The organism is Micromonospora sp. DT46 (genome assembly GCF_049841735.1).
GTDB lineage: Bacteria > Actinomycetota > Actinomycetes > Mycobacteriales > Micromonosporaceae > Micromonospora > Micromonospora reichwaldensis.
The window spans coordinates 479,390-497,417 of sequence record NZ_JBNCKW010000008.1 but is presented as its reverse complement, the minus strand read 5'-3'; the positions used below and the strand labels follow the sequence as shown (position 1 = coordinate 497,417).

The following is an 18,028-nucleotide window of genomic DNA, read 5'->3' as shown; positions in this document are numbered from 1 at the left end:
CTGACGCCGTCGGTGCAGAGCAGCCAGACGTCGCCGGGGCGCAGCGACACCGCGAGCAGGTCCGCCTCCGGCTCGTCCGGATGGCCGGCGTAGCGGGTGAGCTGGTAGCGGGCGCGATCGGCGGCGGGGGAGCCGACCGGGTACCAGCCGTGCAGTACGCCCAGCCAGGCCGCCGTGTGGTCGACGGTGAGGAGTTCCAGCAGGCCGTCGCGCAGGCGGTAGGCACGGGAGTCGCCGAGCTGGACGAGCCAGCCCTGCCCGCCGTCGGGCTCCACGAGCAGGGCGGTCAGGGTGCAGCCGGTCAGCTCCGCCAACTGTGCGCCGGCGGCGCGTACGGCTGACTGGACGTGGCCCACGGCGGCGCGTAACTGGCGCGCGTCGACCGCGGGCCAGGCGGCCCGGACCTGCGCGACGAAAGTGCTCATGGCCGTCGTGCCGGCCCGGCGGCTGCCCTCGCCGGCGCCCATGCCGTCGACCACCGCGGCGAAGGGCAGGGCGGGGTCGACGTGCAGCACGTCGAAGTTGGCCGGGTAGCGGTTGCCGACCACACTGCCGCCGGCGAACTCCAGCGTGACCTCGCCGAGCGGGAGACGGTGCACGTCACCGGGCACGGTGACCTCGGCGCGGCGGCCGGCGGAGGAGGGGCACCGGCGGATCGTACTGTGGGTTGCCGGCGCAGGTGGTCCGGGTTGCCACGTTCGCGGCCACTCAGTCGAGACAGAACTCGTTGCCCTCGACGTCCTGCATCACGAGGCACGACTCGTCGTAGCCGTCGGCAGTCAGTAGTCGCACGCGCACCGCGCCGAGCGCGACCAGTCGTGCGCATTCGGCCTCAAGCGCGGCCACGCGCTCCTCACCCACGAGCCCGGTGCCGACCCGCACGTCGAGGTGCAGCCGGTTCTTGACGACCTTGCCTTCGGGAACGCGCTGGAAGAACAGTCGCGGGCCCACGCCTGTGGGATCGCCGCATGCGAACGCGGAGCCCTGCCGCTCAGGCGGCAGCGCGCGATCGAAGTCGTCCCAGGTGGCAAACCCCTCAGGTGGAGGCGGTACGACGTATCCCAACGCCTCGCACCAGAAACGAGCGACGCGCTCAGGTTCTGCGCAGTCGAAGGTGACCTGGACCTGCTTGACCGACGCCATCGAACCACCATAGAGGCGGGATCCTCCGTCGTCTCCCCGGTTTCGCTGCGCACCCACGCCTGGCACCCGGTGCCCGGACGAAGTTGTCAACATGGGTTGACAGTGCGGCGATGTCAACGTAAGTTGACGACATGAGTCAGGCAACGGAACTCGCGGCGGCAGCCGGCAGCACCGACCCCCGGGTCGGGCTGCGCGCCGTCCGCGCGCTGCGCCGGTTGCTCGAACGGCTCGAGGTGGTCCAGGTGGACAACGCCCGTCGACAGGGCTGGTCCTGGCAGGAGATCGCCGACGAGCTCGAGGTCAGCCGGCAGGCGGTCCACAAGAAGCACGCCGGTCGTCCGGCGGTCGGATCTTCCTGGGAGGCGTGATGTTCGAACGGTTCACCGACCGGGCCCGCACGGTCGTGCGGTACGCCCGGGACGAGGCCCGGACCGAGGGCGACCGGCCCGTCGGGACCGAGCACCTGCTGCTCGCCCTGCTCTCGGACGGCGACAACCTCGCCGCCCGGGTGCTCGCCGAGGCCGGCCTCCGCGCCGACGACCTGCGGGCCCGCGTCCGCCGGCACACCGTGCGGGGAGCCACCGGCCTCGCCGACGCCGACGCCGCGGCCCTGCACGAGATCGGCATCGACCTGGCCGCCATCGTGGCCCGGATCGAGGAGTCCTTCGGCCCGGACGCGCTGCGCGAGGCCGCGCCGGCGCCGCGCCGCCGCTGGGGTCGCCGGCGGTACGCGGGCGGCCCCTTCTCCCCGCGCGCCAAGAAGGTGCTGGAGCTGGCGTTGCGTGAGGCGCTGCGACTGCACCACCGCCACATCGGCACGGAGCACATCCTGCTCGGCGTGCTCCGCGAGGGTCATGGGCTGGGCGCACGGGTGCTCACCGAGGCCGGCGCCGACCTCGACGACCTGCGCCGCCGCGTCGAGACCGCCCTCCGCACCCCCGCCTGACCAAACCCTCACCTCACCCACCCCACGTCCTGCCCACCCCACCCGCGGCTGGGCCCGGCCCACTCCGGCCGGCGCACCCTCGGCCCACCTCACCTCCGGCCCACCCCCACCCCCACCCACGGCCCGGCCCACTCCGGCGCACCTTCGGCCCGGCCCGGTGATCATGAGGTTGGCGGGGATGTCGATCTCAAGCGCCGCCGTCGACCTCATGATCGGCGGGCCGACGGCGGGGTGGAGAGGGGGTGCGGGTGGGGTGGGAGGTGGGGGACGGTCGGGGCGGGGGCAAACGCGTTTGCGCTGCGCGTAACATCACCGCGCCGCCGGGTCGCTGCCGTGCCGGATCTGCTGCACACTGGCGCCGTGGACCCTCGACAGGACAAGCGACGCGCGGCACCCGACGGCGGTGGCCTGCGCTCCGCCGTGGTGGTCAACCCGGTGAAGGTGGCCGACCTCGACGAACTGCGTCAGACGGTCCACGACGCCCTCGCGGCGGCCGGCTGGCCCGAGCCGCTGTGGTTCGAGACCACGGTCGAGGACCCGGGCCGCGGCCAGACGCAGGAGGCGGTGGAGGCCGGCGTGGACGTCGTCTTCGCCTGCGGCGGCGACGGCACCGTGATGGCCTGCGTCAGCGGCCTGGTCGGCACCGAGGTGGCGCTCGCCGTGCTGCCCCAGGGCACCGGCAACCTCCTCGCGGCCAACCTGGGCCTCTCGGGTGACCTGGCCGCCGGGCTGGAGGTCGCCGTCGAGCGTGGCCGCCGGCTGCTCGACGTCGGCGCGGTCGAGGACCACTACTTCACGGTGATGGCCGGCATGGGCTTCGACGCCCAGATGCTCGCCGACACCTCGGAGACCACCAAGAAGCGGATCGGCTGGCCGGCGTACGTCGTGGGGGCCGCCCGGCACCTGCGCGACCGACCGATGCGGGTCTCCATCCGCATCGACGACCAGCAGCCGATCCGCCGCCGGGCCCGCTCCGTCCTCGTCGCCAACGTCGGCCGCCTCCAGGGCGGGGTGCGGCTGCTCACCGACGCCGAACCGGACGACGGCTACCTCGACGTCGCGGTGCTCACCCCGCGCACGCTGCGGCAATGGCTGGCGCTCGGCTGGGCGGTCGTACGCCGGCAGGACCGCGTCCCCCGCATGGAGGTCTTCAAGGCCAGGCGGGTGGAGATCACCAGCAACCGGGCCCAGCCCCGGGAGCTCGACGGCGATCTCATCGAGCCGGGTCGCACCCTGAAGGCCGAGATCCGGCGGCGGGCGCTGTGGCTCTGCGTGCCGCAGCCGGCGCAGGATCCCGACCTGGCCGAGGACGCGCAGGCGGCCGCCGAGCGTGGTGAGCAGTTGATCGAGGAAGCCCGCCGTGAGTAGCACCCGGATCGTGCCGGAGACCCGGCTGATGTCCGACGAGGAACTCAACGCCGACGACGCCTGGCACACACTGCGCCGGCAGGGCGGCTGGCACCTGCTGCGCGACGCGTTCATCCGGTTCCGCTACGGCGACGGGTTCAGCCACTCGCGCGCCTTCGCGCTGCAACTCTGCCTCGCCGTGGTGCCGTTCCTGATCGCGCTGACCGGCCTGATCAGCGAACTCGGCGTGGAGGAGGGCGGCCGGGTGGTCGCCGACACGGTCCTGGCCCTCACCCCCGGGGCGAGCGAACCGATGGTGGCCGAGCTGCTCGGCGAGGGGGACCGCACCGAACGCGCCGGGGAGCTGGCGCTCGGCCTCGGCATGCTCACCGGCCTGGTCGCGCTGACCACCACCATGGCCCAGATCGAGCGCGGCGCCAACCGGATCTACGGCGTGGAGCGGGACCGGCCCGCGCTGTGGAAGTACGTCCGCGCCAGCGTCCTCGCCCTCACCGCCGGCGTACCGGCGCTCACCGGCTTCCTGATCCTCGTCGGCGGCGGCCCGATGGGCGACTCGGTGCAGCGACACTACGCCTGGGGCGAGTTCGCCAACGGCCTCTGGAACGTGGTGCGCTGGCCGCTCAGCCTGGGCCTGACCGTCCTCGCCGTCGCGGTGATCTTCCGGCACGCCCCCCGCCGCAAGCAGCCCGGCCTGTCCTGGCTCTTCTTCGGCGCCGGCATCGCCACCGCGCTGTGGTGGCTGGCCAGCCTGCTGCTCGCCGCGTACGTGCGGTTCAGCGGCGGGTTCGGCCAGACGTACGGGGCGTTGACCGGGATGATGGCGTTGCTGCTCTGGGCCAACCTGACCGGCATGGCGCTCTTCGGTGGACTCTCCTTCGCCGCCCAGCTGGAGGCGCTGCGCATCGGGGCGCGCGAGCCCGCCCAGCCCGACCTCTGGGAGCCCGAGGCCGAGCGCCAGGAGATCCACGACACCGGCGAGATGAGCTCCCTCTAGCTCCGCATCGGACATCCCTCGGTGTACGCGGAGCGCCGATCGGGTAATGCGGCACGCCAGAAGCGAGAGGGAGGCTGCCGTGGGCGCGGTCAAAGAGGCGTTACGACGACCCTTGGGTCACTTCACCGAACGTACGCTCGCCGGACTGGCGATCGTGCTCGGTGCCGGGGTCGGGTTCGGGATTCTCCTCGTCCTCGTCCGGACCCGGTGGTCCCCGCTCCACGACGTCGACCACGGCGTGGCCCAGTGGCTCAACGACCTGGTCGCCCCGCACGGGCCGCTGGTGACCGTGCTCAACGCGCTCACCGACCTCGGCGGGCGGGCGGTCATCATCTGGCTGGTGTCGGTCGCCGTGGTCGGCCTGCTGATCCGCAAGCAGGGCCGGCTGGCGGTGTTCCTGATCGTCACCGGCGTCGGCGCCCTCGTCCTCGACCCGGCGCTCAAGACGCTTGTCGACCGGCTGCGCCCCGAGGTGGACGTGCCCATCGGCACGTACGCCGGGGACAGCTTCCCCAGCGGCCACGCGCTCGGCTCGATGGTCGCGTACGGGGCGCTGCTGCTGGTCTTCCTGCCGGCCATGTCGCGCCGCTGGCGCAAGCCCGCGATCGCCCTGGTCGCCCTCGTCGTCTTCCTCATCGGACTGACCCGGATCGCGCTGGGCGTGCACTTCGTCTCGGACGTGCTGGGGGCCTGGCTGCTCGGCGCCGCCTGGCTCGGCGTCACCGCGTACGCCTTCCGGCTCTGGCGGTTGGAGCGCGGCCGGCCGGTCCCGGCGTTGACCGAGGGGCTGGAGCCGGAGGCCGCGCACGACGTGGCGCCCGCCCCCGACGAGGCGCACCTGCTGCCGCACCCCCGGGCCGCCGTGTTCGAGCTGATCGTCGGCTGGGTGCTGATCCTCGGCGCGCTCTACGGCTTCGGCATGTTCGTCAGCTACCACGCCGGCGGCACCTTCTTCGCCACCCTGGACACGGACGTGCCGAGGTGGTTCGCCGAGCATCGCAGCCCCGGCCGGGACGACTTCAGCTACTGGTGGAGCAAGGTCGGCGACACCCACGCCATCCTGCTCATCTCGCTGGTCTTCTGCCCGATCGTGCTGGCCGTGTGGCGGCGTTGGCGGCCGGTGCTCTTCGTGGCACTGACCATGTTCGGTGAGCTGAGCCTCTTCCTCGCCTCTGCCGCCGCGGTCGACCGGCCGCGACCGCCCGTCGGCAACCTCGACGGGCCGATGCCGACCTCCTCCTTCCCGTCCGGCCACATCGCCGCCACGCTCTGCGTCTGGGTGGCGATCGCGGTGATCGTCTTTCCGCGTACCGACCGGTGGTGGCGGTGGCTCTTCGTGGCGCTGGCGGTCGTGATGCCGACCGGGGTGGCGATCAGCCGGATGTACCGGGGGATGCACCACCCCACCGACTTCATGGGCGCGATCATCCTCACCACCCTCTGGATCGGGCTGCTCTACTGGGTGCTCCGCCCCAACGAGGACGTCCACGAGGGCAACCGGCCGAGCATCGAGTCCGAGGACGTGCACACCCTCGACGACGAGCTGGCCAAGGCCGGTCGGGCGGACTGACGCCGCCGATGCTGCGGGCGATGACCTGGAACATCCGGACCGGCGGACGGGACTCCGGCGGCGCCGACCGTCGGGACCTGCTGGTCCGGGTCGTCGCCGACCAGCGGCCGGACGTGCTGGCGTTGCAGGAACTGCGGCACTTCGACTCCGGCGACGTGCTCGCCGACTTCGCGGGCCGGGTGGGGATGCGTCCCCACCTGGCCCGTTCCTGCTTCGGCCAGCCGGTGGCGGTGCTGCTGCGCCCGCCGCTGCGCGCCCTCACCGCGACCCGGGTACGCCGGCCGTTCCACCATGCCGCGCAGCGGGTCACCGTGGCGACCACCGCCGGCCCGCTGACGGTGCTGAGCGTCCACCTCGACCCGTACTCGGGGCTGCGGCGGCGCATCGAGGCGGGCTGGGCCGCCGCCGCGCTGCGCCGCGCGCCGGGGGAGCTGGCGCTGCTGGCCGGTGACCTCAACACCCTCGACCCGGTCGCCGACCACACCGACCGCATCGCCCGGCTCCCGGCCGCGTACCGCCGCCGTCACCTGCGCCGGGACGGGCGGACGGTGGAGACCCGCGCGGTGGCCCGGCTGCTCGCCGCCGGCCTGGTCGATCTGTACGCGACGGCGGGGGCGCCCGACGGCGGGCTGACCGCGCCCACCCGGCACGGCGGCGGGGCGGAGTTCTCCGGGATGCGGCTGGACTACCTGCTCGGCACGGCGGCGCTCGCCGGCCGGGTGCGCGACTGCCGGGTGCTGCGGGGCGGCGAGACCGAGTACGCCTCCGACCACTATCCGGTGGTGGCGGACCTGGACCTCGACCCCGCCTGACCGCCCTGCCCCTGCCTACGCCCGGCCTGACCCTCTGCCCTCGCGTGCCCGCCCGGCCTGACCGCTCTGCCCGCGCCTGACCGCCCGCGCTCACCGTCCGCCCCGCTCGCCCTCACCGCCCGCCCCGCCCGGCCTGACCGCCCGCCCCGCCCGGCCTGACCGCATGCCCCGCCCGGCCTGGCAGGGCGACCCCGGTCCGCCCCCGAGGGCCGGGAGGGCGGCGCGTTGTCGGTGCTGACTACCGTGAGCCGGTGATCGACTCGCCGAGCGCGGACCCGGGGAACGCCGGGTCCCCACCCACCCCGTTGCTGGTCGCCGTCGTTCGGGGAATCGCGCTGGTCGTGGTGGTGCCCGTCCGGCTGGCCTGGGAGGTGGTCGCCGCCGTCGGCCGGTGGCTGCACCGCTGGCTGCTCGCGCCGCTCGGTCGGTTCCTGGACCGCTGGCTGCTGCGCCCGCTGGGCTGGCTGCTGCGGATCCTGGTGTGGGTGCCGCTGAGCTGGCTCGGCGGCGGCGTGGCCTGGCTGCTGCGGTGGCTCGGCCTTGGCCTGGCCTGGCTGCTGCGCACGCTGGTCTGGGTGCCGTTGGTGTGGCTCGCACGGGGGCTGGCCTGGCTGGCCCGGACGGTGGTGTGGATACCGCTGGCCTGGCTGGCGTACCACCTGATCTGGGTTCCGCTGCGCTGGCTGGCCCGGCTCCTCGCGCCGCTCGGACGCCTGCTGGTGGCGGGGCTCGCGGCGGTCGGGCGGTGGCTGGCGGCGGTGGGGCGGGTGCTGCTCGGCGCGCTCGGCTGGGCGTGGTGGGCCGCCGGCCGGCTGCTCTGGTGGTGCTACGCGCTCACGCTGCGGCCCTTCGTGCTCGGGGCGGGCTGGCTGTGGCGGCACGCTGTCCGCCCGGTGGGTCGGGCACTGGCGGCCGCGTGGCGGGCGACCGTGTCGCCGGCCGTCCGCTGGGTGCGCCACGCCGTCGTGGACCCGGTTCGCCAGGCGACCCGTGAGGCGCTGACCGCCCTCGGCCTGCGCGGCTGACCCGCCGACGCCGTGACGACGGCGGGGTACCCGATGAGCGCTGCCCGACGAGCGGTGCCCGAGCGAGATCTTGGCAAGAAACGGCCCCTCCAGGGGCACTCCCATACCAAGATCTCGGAGCCGGAGCCGGAGCCGGAGCCGGAGCCGGAGCCGGAGCCGGAGCCGGAGTCCGAGCCCGAGCCCGAGCCCGAGCGCGAGCCCCGGGCAGGGTTACAGGAGCAGGTTGAGCACCACGGTCAGGACGACCGAGGCGACGATCGAGAAGAGGATCATCAGCAGGCAGCCCAGGCCGCCGCCGGCCGGACGGATCTCCGTGTTGCCGATACGCATCTCGTCACCTGTTCGTGAGTGTGGGGGACAGCAGGGCGCGGACCGCGTCGGCGACCTGCGCCGGGGCGGTGGTCACGACGTTGTGCGCGGCGCCCGGCACGGTGACCGTACGGGCGTGCGGCACCAGCCGGCCCACCTGCGCGCGCCAGGACGGCGGCACGACCGGGTCCCGGGAACCGGCCACGACCAGGGTGGGCGCGGCGATGCGGACCAGGTCCGCCTCGATGCCGTTGCGCACCGAGTGCGACAGCGTCGCGTGGACCCGCCAGGGGCGGGCGTCGAGGACGTCCCGGAGCAGGATCGGCGCCTGCAACGGCGCCTCCCGCAGGGTGTCCACCAGCCAGCGCCCGAACTGTCCCCGCCGGGACCGGGCGGCCGGGTCGCTGGTCGGGCCGGCGAGCACCACCGCCGCGACCGCGTCGGGGTGCCGGGCGGCGAGCGCCGCGACGACCTCCGCGCCGAACGAGTGCCCGAGCAGGCAGACGGGCGGCATCCGGTACGCGGCCAGCCAGGCGGCCAGGTGCGCGGCGTGCCGGGGCACGTCGTACGCGCGGCCGGGGCGCTCGGTCAGCCCGAAGCCGGGCAGGTCGGGCGCGTACACCGGGTGGGTGTCGGCCAGCGCGAGGGCGAGCGGGGTCAGGTAGCGGTGGGACACCGCCAGCCCGTGCACCAGCACGACCGGGGTGGCGGCGGTGCCGGGGTCGCCGGCGCGGCGGGTGTGCGTACGGATCCCGTCGACCAGCCGCCACTCGCTGGTCAGCCCGGCGGCCGGCTTCGGGGCGGCCAGCGCGAGGCGCAGCTCCGCCGGACCGAAGCGGCCCGGCGGGGTCACCCGGGGACGCCGGACCGGTGCCGCCCTCACAGCTCGCGCAGCCTCGGCAGGAGCTGCTCCTGCGCCCAGTCCAGGAACATCGGCTGCGTCTCGCCGCCCACCTGCACGATCGCCACGTGGGTGAAGCCGGCGTCGACGAACTTGCGGAACGCCTCGACGTGCCGGTCCACGTCGGGCCCGCAGGAGATCCCCTCGGCCACGTCCTCCTCGCGGACGAACTGGGTGGCGGCGGCGAACGACTCCGGCCCGGGCAGGTCGGCGTTGACCTTCCAGCCCATCCCGAACCAGCGGAACTGGTCGTGCACGATCTTGCGGCACTCCGCCTCGTCCGGGCCGTAGCAGATGGCCACCTGCCCGTAGCGGGGCTGCCCGGCGCCGCCGGCCTCGTCGTACATCTCGATGATGTGCGGGTCCGGTTCGGTCGTGACGAGGCCGTTGCCGTACTCGGCGGCGAGGGTGACCGACTGGCGGCCGGAGGCGGCGACGGCCATCGGCACCGGGCGGGCCGGCCGGTCCCACACGTAGGCGTCGGGCACGTCGTAGTGGTTGCCCGAGAAGGTCAGCGTCTCCCCGTTGAGCAGGGGCCGGATGATCTGGAGGGCCTCCTCGAACATCTCGTGCCGCTGCTGCACGTGCGGCCAGCCGCCGACCACGTGCTCGTTGAGGTTCTCGCCCGCGCCGAGGCCGAGGGTGAACCGGCCGTCCGAGAGGACCCCGACCGTGCTGGCCTTCTGCGCCACGACCGCCGGGTGGTAGCGGCGGATCGGGCAGGTGACGAAGGACATCAGCTCCGCCCGGCTGGTGGCGTGCGCGACCGCGCCGAGCACGGACCAGGCGTACGGGGAGTGGCCCTGGGAGTCCAGCCAGGGGTAGTAGTGGTCGGAGATGACGAGCTGGTCGAAGCCGGCCGCCTCCGCCCGCACCGCGTAGTCGACCAGTTGCTTCGGACCGGCCTGCTCGCACATCAGGGTGTAGCCGACCTTGACCATGGGTGTCTCCTTCCGACCCGGGCGGATCATCCCCGGATACCCCTGCCAGGTCGGGTCAACCCTCGCGTCCGGTGTCGGCGGTCCGCTGCTTAACCGGTTCATTGCGTGACCGGCCCGACCGGCCTACGCTGATCCCTGCGCCGCCGGGAGCCGGGCGGCGGCTGTCGGGCTGCAGCCGCCATCCCCTGTGACGTCCCACCCCCACCTGGGCAGCGGGGGTCCTCCCTTTGAGGAAGGCCATGAAGAAGAGACTCTCCGCCGCCGGTGCGGCCCTGCTCGCGTTGCTGGTCGCCGTGTTGGCGTTCGGTCAGCCCGCGCGGGCCGCGACCGGCTTCTCCGTCGCCGACGGCAAGCTCTACGACGCCAACGGCAGCGAGTTCGTCATGCGTGGCGTGAACCACGCGCACACCTGGTACCAGCAGCAGACCAGCTCCTTCGCCAACATCAAGGCGCTCGGGGCGAACACGGTGCGGGTGGTGCTGGCCAGCGGCCAGCGGTGGGCGAAGAACGACACCGCCGACGTCGCCAACGTCATCTCGCTGTGCAAGGCCAACCGGCTGATCTGCGTACTGGAGGTGCACGACACCACCGGCTACGGCGAGCAGAGCGGGGCGGCCACCCTCGCTCAGGCGGTCGACTACTGGCTCAGCGTCTCCAGCGCCCTCGCCGGCCAGGAGAAGTACGTCATCGTCAACATCGGCAACGAGCCGTACGGCAACCAGGGCTACGGCACCTGGGCCACCGACACCGCCAACGCCATCAAGCGCCTGCGTACGGGCGGCCTGACGCACACCATCATGGTCGACGCCCCGAACTGGGGTCAGGACTGGTCGTTCACCATGCGCGACAACGCCGCGTCGGTGTTCGCGGCCGACCCGCAGAAGAACACGGTCTTCTCCATCCACATGTACGGCGTCTTCGACACCGCCGCCGAGATCAGCGACTACCTGGGCCGGTTCCGCGCCGCCAAGCTGCCGATCGTGGTCGGCGAGTTCGGCTTCGACCACTCCGACGGCAACCCCGACGAGGACACCATCCTCTCCTACAGCCAGGCCAACGGGATCGGTTACCTGGGCTGGTCGTGGAGCGGCAACGGCGGTGGCGTCGAGTACCTCGACATGGTCACCAACTTCAACCCCGCCGCACTGAGCACCTGGGGCCAGCGCATCTTCAACGGGGCGAACGGGATCAAGGCCACCGCGAAGGAGGCGACGGTCTTCGGCAGCACCCCGCCGCCGACCACTCCGCCGCCGACGACGCCTCCGCCCACGACCCCGCCGCCCACCACGCCTCCGCCCACGACCCCGCCGCCGAGCACCCCGCCGCCGGGCGGCTGCACGGCGACGTACACGGTGAGCAACCAGTGGCAGGGCGGCTTCCAGGGTGAGGTGAAGGTGACCGCCGGCTCGGCGGCGATCACCGGCTGGACGACGAAGTGGACGTTCGCCAACGGCCAGACCGTCAGCCAGTCCTGGAGCACAGTCCTGAGCAGCAGCGGGTCGACCGTCACGGCCCGCAACGCCGACTACAACGGCCGGCTGGGCGCCGGCGCCAGCACCAGCTTCGGCTTCATCGCCAGCTGGAACGGCACCAACGCCACGCCCGCGGTGACCTGCACCGCGAGCTGAGATTCCCCGTACCACCGGTGGCCGGGCCCCGCGCGGGCCCGGCCACCTTTCTTCCTCGTGACATCGGCGAAGAGCCGGGGTGCCGCACGGGCGGTCGCAGCGCGCCGGACGGGTCGGGGCTGGCCGGCCCGATGCGCCGCCCCCGGAGGCCGCTGACCATAGGGGCGGATCGGAGACGACGCAAGACATCGACGATGTGGGATACCGCACCGTTGAGTGGGCAGCGGCCGAAGGCGGGAATGCCTACGGTGACCCTGCAATCGCCTTCTGGTGGTCGCGAGTCCGCAAGGGACACGGGGGTCCTTGTCGTGCATGATCGTTCGCGATCGTGCCCAGCCACACGGTTGGGCACGAGTCTGCATGGTGCCACGCCTGGCTGTACGCGCCGGCCGCCCATGAGAGCGTCGTCCGGCACACCATAGTCGCGCTTCGACGCCTGTCGTCGTCGCTGTCGTACATCGCCCCCGCCAGTTGATCCGGAAGGGATCGTCTGTGCCATCGTCGTACCGTCGGCGGACAGCCTGGATTGCCGGCCTGCTCGCCACCGCCCTGCTGGCCGGGTTGCTCGGCGTCTCGCCGGCCCAGGCGGTCACCGGAGGTGCCGCCGTCAGCGACGGCTCCTTCGCGTTCGCCGCGAAGATCGAGGTGGGGCCAGGCCTCAAGGCCTGTAGCGGCGCGCTGGTCGACCCGTGGTGGGTGCTGACCGCCAAGAGCTGCTTCAGCGTCGACGGCCAGCCGGTCGTCGCCGGCACGCCCGCGAAGCCGGCCACCGTGACCGTGGGCCGCTCCGACCTCACCGCGTCGAGCGGCGCGGTCGTTCCGGTCTTCCGGATCGTGCCGCACCCCAACCGTGACGCGGTGCTCGTCCGGCTCGCCGCGCGGGTCGACGCGGCTCCGGTGCCGCTGGGCGCCGCCCCCACCGTGGGCGAGCAGCTCACCGTGGCCGGCTTCGGTCGCACCGCCACCACCTGGGTGCCGGACCAGCTGCACACCGGCACCTTCTCCGTGCAGGGCGTGAACGCCGGCACGCTGGCGATCCTGGGCAGCGGGCAGGCCGCCATCTGCCGCGGTGACCTCGGCGGGCCGACCGTCCGCATGGTCAACGGCCAGCCGCAGCTCGTGGCCCTGCACCACACATCCTGGCAGGGCGGCTGCCTGGCCGAGACCGAGACGCGCCGCGAGGCGGTGGAGACCCGCGTCGACGACCTCGGTTCCTGGCTGACCGCGAACATCCCGCAGGGCCCGGCGCTCGACCAGTACGAGGACATCAACTTCCTCTACGTGTACGCCACCGGCGACGGCGCGCCGCAGACCTTCCCCGCGACCTCCACCGGCGCGTTCACCGCGCCGCTCGGCGAGTGGTCGGGCGGCAACGGGGCCTACAAGGAACAGGTCAAGGTCTTCAACGACGACTTCGACGGCGACGGCGTCAGGGACGTCGCCGTCATGTCGAAGCGCGCCGGGGGCAACTTCTACCTGGATACGTTCATCACCCGACCGGACGGCAAGTACAGCGCGCCGATCAGGTCCTGGACGGACGACAACTTCGGCCACCTGGAAAACATGAAGATGGCCTCCGGTGACTTCAACGGCGACGGCCGGACCGACCTGACCGCCTTCTACGGATACGCCAACGGCGACGAGGGATGGTTCAACTGGATCGCCCGACCGGACGGGGGCTTCGAAGAACCGGTCGAGGTGTGGAAGGCGCCCAACTTCGGTAGCTGGACGACCACCTCGGTCTTCGCCGGGGACGTCAACGGCGACGGCCGGGACGACGCGAGCCTCTTCTACCGGTACAACAACAGCACGGCCATGGCGCTGATCACCTGGCCGGGCAAGGCTGACGGCACGTTCGGCACCGGCTACACCTCCTGGTCGACCCCGAACAGCGCACCGTTCACGTCGCTCACCTCGATGAAGGTCGTGGACGGCGACTTCAACGGGGACGGCCGCGACGACGTTGCCGTCCTGCTCAACGACAACGGCCTGCGCCTGTTCACCTGGATCGCCAAGGCGGACGGCAACTTCGAGGCGCCGCTGGCCTCCTGGACGTCGACCATCTTCGGCCAGTTCGCCAGGATCAAGATTGTCTCCGGCGACTACAACGGCGACAAACGCGACGACCTCGCCGTCCTCTACCAGTACCCCAGCGACGGCATCGGGTTGCACACGTTCACCGCGAAGACCGACGGCGGCTTCAACCCGCCGGTGCAGTCGTGGACCGTGGGACCCGCAGAGTACGGCTGGTGGCCGAGCATGAGGTTGCACGGCCAGTGACCCTCTCTGCCTGAGGTGTCCCCCTGCGCCTCACTACGCAGGGGGACACCGTCCGTTGGCGTGCACGACAACCGCTGCCCGCGAACCGGCTCAGTCGGCGGCGGTGACCTCCAGCAGCAGGGTCTGCTCGGGGTGCAGCGCCGGCAGCTGGAGCCCGACGGTCGCCAGCACCGCGCCGCCGAGCCTCACCCCACGGCCACTCGCCAGCCAACCCGGGGCGGCCCGCTGGAGCGTGGCGGGCTCCGGCACTCCGGCGGCGGGCCGCACCGCGTACCGCCGGCGGGGGTCGAGACCGGGGAGTCGGACCGGCCCGGGCGCCTGGGTCACCGAGGTGGCCAGCTGCGCCACGGCGTACACCGCGTGGGAACCGTCGTGGGCGATGACGCCGTGCGCCCAGACGGCCGGGTCCGGGTGGTCGACCCGGACCACCCGGCCGGCGTGCAGCAGCGGGCGGAGCCGCTTGTGCAGCGCGACCCAGGCGGCCAGTTCGCCGCGCTGTGCCGCGTCGATCGCGCCGATGTCCCACTCGATGCCGTGGTGGCCGAAGAGCGCCGTCGCCGCCCGGAAACCCAGGTCGTGCACGCGGTGGGTGGTGTGCGAGCGCTCCGGCCCGATGTGGCTGCCGACCAGCTCGGGCGGGAGCAGCAGCCCCGTCCAGCGCTGGATGGCCAGCCGCTCCAGGGCGTCGTTGCAGTCGCTGGCCCACACCCGGTCGGTCCGTCGCAGGATCTCCAGGTCCACCCGGGCTCCGCCGGACGCGCAGCTCTCGATCTCCACCCCCGGGTGGCGGCGGCGCAGCTCGTCGAGGAGGCGGTAGACCGCGAGGGTCTGCTCGCGCACCCCGGGGCGGCCCTGGTGCCCCGCCTCGGTCAGGTCCCGGTTGTGGTCCCACTTGAGGTAGTCGATGCCGGGGTACGCGGTGAGCAGCGCGTCCAGCCGCTCCAGCAGGTAGGTGTACGCCGGCGGCTGGGCCAGGTCGAGCACCTGCTGGTGGCGCCAGGCGGGCGGCAGCCGGCCCGGTGCCGACAGCACCCACTCCGGGTGGGCCCGGAACACCTCGGAGTCGGGGTTGACCATCTCCGGTTCCACCCAGAGCCCGAACTGCATCCCGTGCCCGCGTACGTGGTCGACGAGCGGGTGCAGGCCGTCCGGCCAGACGGTGTCGTCGACGTACCAGTCGCCGAGGCCGGCGCGGTCGTGGCGGCGGCCCCGGAACCAGCCGTCGTCGAGCACGAAGCGTTCCACCCCGACCTCGGCCGCCTGGTCGGCCAGCGTGCGGAGCCGGTCCAGGTCGTGGTCGAAGTAGACGGCCTCCCAGACGTTGAGGGTGACCGGGCGGGGCGTGGCCGGGTGCTGCGGGCGGGCGCGCAGGTGGGTGTGCAGGACGTCGCTGAGTCCGTCCAGCCCGTCGGCGGAGAAGACCGCGTACAGCAGCGGGGTGGCGTACTCCCCGCCGGGGTCGAGCAGCACCTCGCCGGGGGTGAGCAGCTCGCCGCCGCCGAGGGTGGACTCGCCCGTCGGCCGCCGCTCGGCGACGGTCACGTGGTCACCGCTCCACGCGGTGTGCACCGCCCACACCTCGCCGTGGCCGAAGCCGAAACCGGCCGTGCCGGCGACCAGCAGCAGGGTGGCGTCGTGCCCGGTACGGCCGTGCCGGCCCTCGCGCACCCAGGCGCCCATCGGCCACGGGTGCCGCTGCGGGGACCGCTCCCGGCACCACCGGCCGGTCAGGTCGAGCAGTTCGGTGGCGACCGCCGGCACCGGCAGCACCGGCGTCAGCTCCCGCAGCTCGTACGCCGTGTCGCCGTCGTTGCGCAGCCGGTGCCGCAGCAGCACCAGGCCGGTCGGGTCGAGCGCGATCTCGACGGTCAGCGTCAGCCCGGCCCCGCCGTCGGCCGCCCGGACGGTGACCCGGGCGGAGCCGGTGCCGTCGTCGGCGACGTCGAGACCGGTCAGCCGGAAGGCGGTGGACCAGTCCCGGCGCTCGCGGTGCCCGGCGAGCGCCGGCCGGCCGCCCCAGCCGGCGGACGCCTCGGGCAGCAGGGACAGCACCGTCGGCGCGTCGAAGCTGCTGCGTACGACCGGCGCGACGGTGGCGTCGACCAGGGCGGGCAGGTCGCCGTCGGGGACGGGGCCGAGGTCGGCCCCCCAGTGCGCGACCCGGGGCAGCCCCGGGCCCCGCGCGTCGAGCACCAGGCTGGTCCGGGCACGGCGTAGGTGGACGATGGTCATCCCTTTGAAGCCCCCAGGGTCAGGCCCCGGACGAACTGCCTCTGCAGGAGGAAGAAGATCACCAGGGTCGGGATCGCGACCAGCACCGAACCGGCCGAGACCAGGTTGTTGTCGGTGAAGAACTCACCGCGCAGGTTGTTGAGCGAACTCGTCACCGGGAACTTGTCGCCCGTGCGCATCAGCACGGTGGCCCAGAAGAACTCGTTGTAGATCCAGGTCACCTCCAGGGTGGCCAGCGCGGCCAAAGCCGGCCGGCACAGCGGCATGGTCACCTGCCAGTACTGCCGCCAGACGCTCGCCCCGTCGACCATCGCCGCCTCGTAGAGGTCGCGCGGCAGCGCCTTCATGTAGTTGCTGAGCACGAAGACGCAGAAGCCGCACTGGAAGGCGACGTTGACCAGGATCAGCCCCCAGTAGCTGTCGTAGAGCAGCTCCGAGTCGCTCATGAACGCCGGCAGCGGCACCTGCGTGAAGAGCCGGAACAGCGGGATGAGCAGGGCCTGCTGGGGCAGCAGGTTCGCTGCGGTGAACAGGCCGAGCAGGACGATGTTGGTCTTCCAGCTGAACCGGGCGATGACGAACGCCACGCACGAGGCGAGGAAGAGGGTCAGCAGCACCGCCGGCACGGTGATGTAGACGGAGTTGAGGAAGTGCTTGCCGAACTCGGCGGTCCGCCAGGCGGTGACGTAGTTGTCGAGGGTCCACCCGCCGAGCGAGACGTAGCCGTTGGTGGCCGTGTACTCGTAGGAGCGCAGCGAGGTCAGCACGGCCCAGAGGATCGGGAAGAGCCAACCGATCGCCACCGCCGCGAGGAACACGTGCAGCACCACCCGGGCCGGGCGCGGCGGCGGGCGGCGTTCGGTCGCGGGGGCGGTCCGGTCCTCCCGGGGCACGGTCGCGGTGCTCATCGGCGTCCCTCCCGCAGCACGGTCGCCAGGTAGACGGTGATGAAGACCAGCGAGACGACGAGCATGATGGTGGCCAGCGCCGAGCCGAAGCCGATGCGGCTCGCTTCGCCGACCACGTTCTGGGTGACCAGCGCCGAGATCAGTTCCAGGCCGTTGCGGCCCTTGTTGATGACCCAGACCAGGTCGAACGCGCGCAGCGACTCGATCACCGTCACCACCAGCACGATGATGTTGATGGGCCGCAGGACCGGAAAGATCACCTTGAAGAACGTCCGGCCCTCCGACGCGCCGTCCACGGCGGCGGCCTCCCGCAGCGACGGGTCGACGCCCTTCAGCCCGGCCAGGTAGAGCAGCATGATGTATCCGACGTGCCGCCAGCCGGCGGCCACCAGCACGGCCCAGATGTTGACGTCCGGGTCGCCGTACCAGTCGACGTCGGTGCCGAGGACGGCGTTGACCAGGCCCTGGTCGCGGGAGTAGAGCAGCTGCCAGACGAAGCCGATCAGCGCCAGGGAGAGCACCACCGGCAGGTAGAGCGCGGTCTGGTAGAAGCGGGTGCCGCGCAGCTCCTTGTCGAGCAGGACGGCCAGGAACATGCCGAACGGGGTGGCCACCACGAACAGCGCCGCCAGCCAGAGCATGTTGTTCTGCACGGCCGGCACGAACGGCGGGTAGTTCTGGACCACGTCGGCGTAGTTGCGGCCGCCGACCCACTCGATCTCGGAGACCGGGCCGATGCCGTCCCAGTCGGTGCCGGAGAGCAGCACGGTGGCGCCCGCCGGCAGCCAGACCAGGCCGACGACGAGCAGCAGCGGTACGGCCACCATGAGCGCGACGACCACGCGGTCGGTGCGGGACAGCAGCCGTACGCGCCGGCGGCGACCACCCGTGGAGGTGGCCGCGGCCGGCGGCGGCGCGGCGCGATCCGCTTGGATCAGGGGCAGGTCGGACACGGTGCCCTCACCCTCTCG

16 protein-coding genes are annotated in these 18,028 nt (G+C 72.8%); 9 read left to right on the top strand and 7 right to left on the bottom strand.

Translation table 11 applies throughout. The annotated features are described in order from the left end of the window. Positions 1–599, bottom strand: a 599-nt coding sequence (locus ACLQ20_RS24450; protein WP_425857768.1) for a PP2C family protein-serine/threonine phosphatase, incomplete at its 3' end; no start/stop codon positions are given. Positions 600–708: 109 nt separating this feature from the next. Continuing rightward, positions 709–1,143, bottom strand: coding sequence for a VOC family protein (locus ACLQ20_RS24445; RefSeq protein WP_151457780.1), 435 nt, complete (start codon positions 1,141–1,143; stop codon positions 709–711). Positions 1,144–1,274: 131 nt separating this feature from the next. On the opposite strand from ACLQ20_RS24445, the gene ACLQ20_RS24440 reads away from it, so the two are divergent. From ACLQ20_RS24440 to ACLQ20_RS24410, 7 genes are all read left to right on the top strand, one after another. Beyond that, positions 1,275–1,511: an HTH domain-containing protein gene (locus ACLQ20_RS24440; RefSeq protein WP_089001290.1), complete on the top strand. Its 237-nt coding sequence runs from the start codon at positions 1,275–1,277 to the stop codon at positions 1,509–1,511. Further along, complete coding sequence (locus tag ACLQ20_RS24435) at positions 1,511–2,089, top strand: Clp protease N-terminal domain-containing protein (protein ID WP_358122553.1); 579 nt, start codon at positions 1,511–1,513, stop codon at positions 2,087–2,089. Before ACLQ20_RS24440 ends, ACLQ20_RS24435 begins: the two co-directional genes overlap by 1 nt. Before the next feature lie 360 nt (positions 2,090–2,449). Next, complete coding sequence (locus ACLQ20_RS24430; RefSeq protein WP_151457563.1) at positions 2,450–3,457, top strand: diacylglycerol/lipid kinase family protein; 1,008 nt, start codon at positions 2,450–2,452, stop codon at positions 3,455–3,457. Continuing rightward, on the top strand, positions 3,450–4,451 hold the full coding sequence (locus ACLQ20_RS24425) for a YihY/virulence factor BrkB family protein (RefSeq protein WP_151457564.1): 1,002 nt from the start codon (positions 3,450–3,452) through the stop codon (positions 4,449–4,451). Before ACLQ20_RS24430 ends, ACLQ20_RS24425 begins: the two co-directional genes overlap by 8 nt. Before the next feature lie 79 nt (positions 4,452–4,530). Next, positions 4,531–6,021, top strand: a complete 1,491-nt coding sequence (locus ACLQ20_RS24420; RefSeq protein WP_425857767.1) for a phosphatase PAP2 family protein — start codon at positions 4,531–4,533, stop codon at positions 6,019–6,021. 8 nt (positions 6,022–6,029) lie between these two features. After that, positions 6,030–6,833 (top strand): endonuclease/exonuclease/phosphatase family protein, encoded by an 804-nt coding sequence (locus ACLQ20_RS24415; protein ID WP_425857766.1) that lies wholly within the window; start codon positions 6,030–6,032, stop codon positions 6,831–6,833. 251 nt (positions 6,834–7,084) lie between these two features. Beyond that, complete coding sequence (locus ACLQ20_RS24410) at positions 7,085–7,858, top strand: hypothetical protein (RefSeq protein WP_327030945.1); 774 nt, start codon at positions 7,085–7,087, stop codon at positions 7,856–7,858. Between the two features lie 334 nt (positions 7,859–8,192). On the opposite strand, the gene ACLQ20_RS24405 is transcribed toward ACLQ20_RS24410, so the two are convergent. Further along, the gene (locus ACLQ20_RS24405) at positions 8,193–9,050 is read right to left on the bottom strand and encodes an alpha/beta fold hydrolase (protein WP_327030946.1); all 858 of its coding nucleotides are present in this window, start codon (positions 9,048–9,050) and stop codon (positions 8,193–8,195) included. Beyond that, complete coding sequence (locus ACLQ20_RS24400; RefSeq protein ID WP_425857765.1) at positions 9,047–10,009, bottom strand: TIGR03557 family F420-dependent LLM class oxidoreductase; 963 nt, start codon at positions 10,007–10,009, stop codon at positions 9,047–9,049. Before ACLQ20_RS24400 ends, ACLQ20_RS24405 begins: the two co-directional genes overlap by 4 nt. A gap of 239 nt (positions 10,010–10,248) precedes the next feature. Here ACLQ20_RS24400 and ACLQ20_RS24395 point away from each other — a divergent pair, with 239 nt between their 5' ends. Both ACLQ20_RS24395 and ACLQ20_RS24390 read left to right on the top strand, forming a co-directional pair. After that, positions 10,249–11,637, top strand: coding sequence for a cellulase family glycosylhydrolase (locus ACLQ20_RS24395; protein ID WP_327030948.1), 1,389 nt, complete (start codon positions 10,249–10,251; stop codon positions 11,635–11,637). A gap of 492 nt (positions 11,638–12,129) precedes the next feature. Beyond that, positions 12,130–13,917, top strand: coding sequence for a trypsin-like serine protease (locus ACLQ20_RS24390; protein WP_425857764.1), 1,788 nt, complete (start codon positions 12,130–12,132; stop codon positions 13,915–13,917). 90 nt (positions 13,918–14,007) lie between these two features. On the opposite strand, the gene ACLQ20_RS24385 is transcribed toward ACLQ20_RS24390, so the two are convergent. From ACLQ20_RS24385 to ACLQ20_RS24375, 3 genes are read right to left on the bottom strand one after another with little or no spacing between them, the layout of a single operon-like run. Then, positions 14,008–16,149 (bottom strand): alpha-galactosidase, encoded by a 2,142-nt coding sequence (locus tag ACLQ20_RS24385; RefSeq protein WP_425857763.1) that lies wholly within the window; start codon positions 16,147–16,149, stop codon positions 14,008–14,010. Next, complete coding sequence (locus ACLQ20_RS24380; protein WP_151455867.1) at positions 16,146–17,057, bottom strand: carbohydrate ABC transporter permease; 912 nt, start codon at positions 17,055–17,057, stop codon at positions 16,146–16,148. Before ACLQ20_RS24380 ends, ACLQ20_RS24385 begins: the two co-directional genes overlap by 4 nt. Then, positions 17,054–18,010, bottom strand: a complete 957-nt coding sequence (locus tag ACLQ20_RS24375) for a sugar ABC transporter permease (protein ID WP_327030952.1) — start codon at positions 18,008–18,010, stop codon at positions 17,054–17,056. Before ACLQ20_RS24375 ends, ACLQ20_RS24380 begins: the two co-directional genes overlap by 4 nt. Between the last annotated feature and the right edge of the window lie 18 nt (positions 18,011–18,028).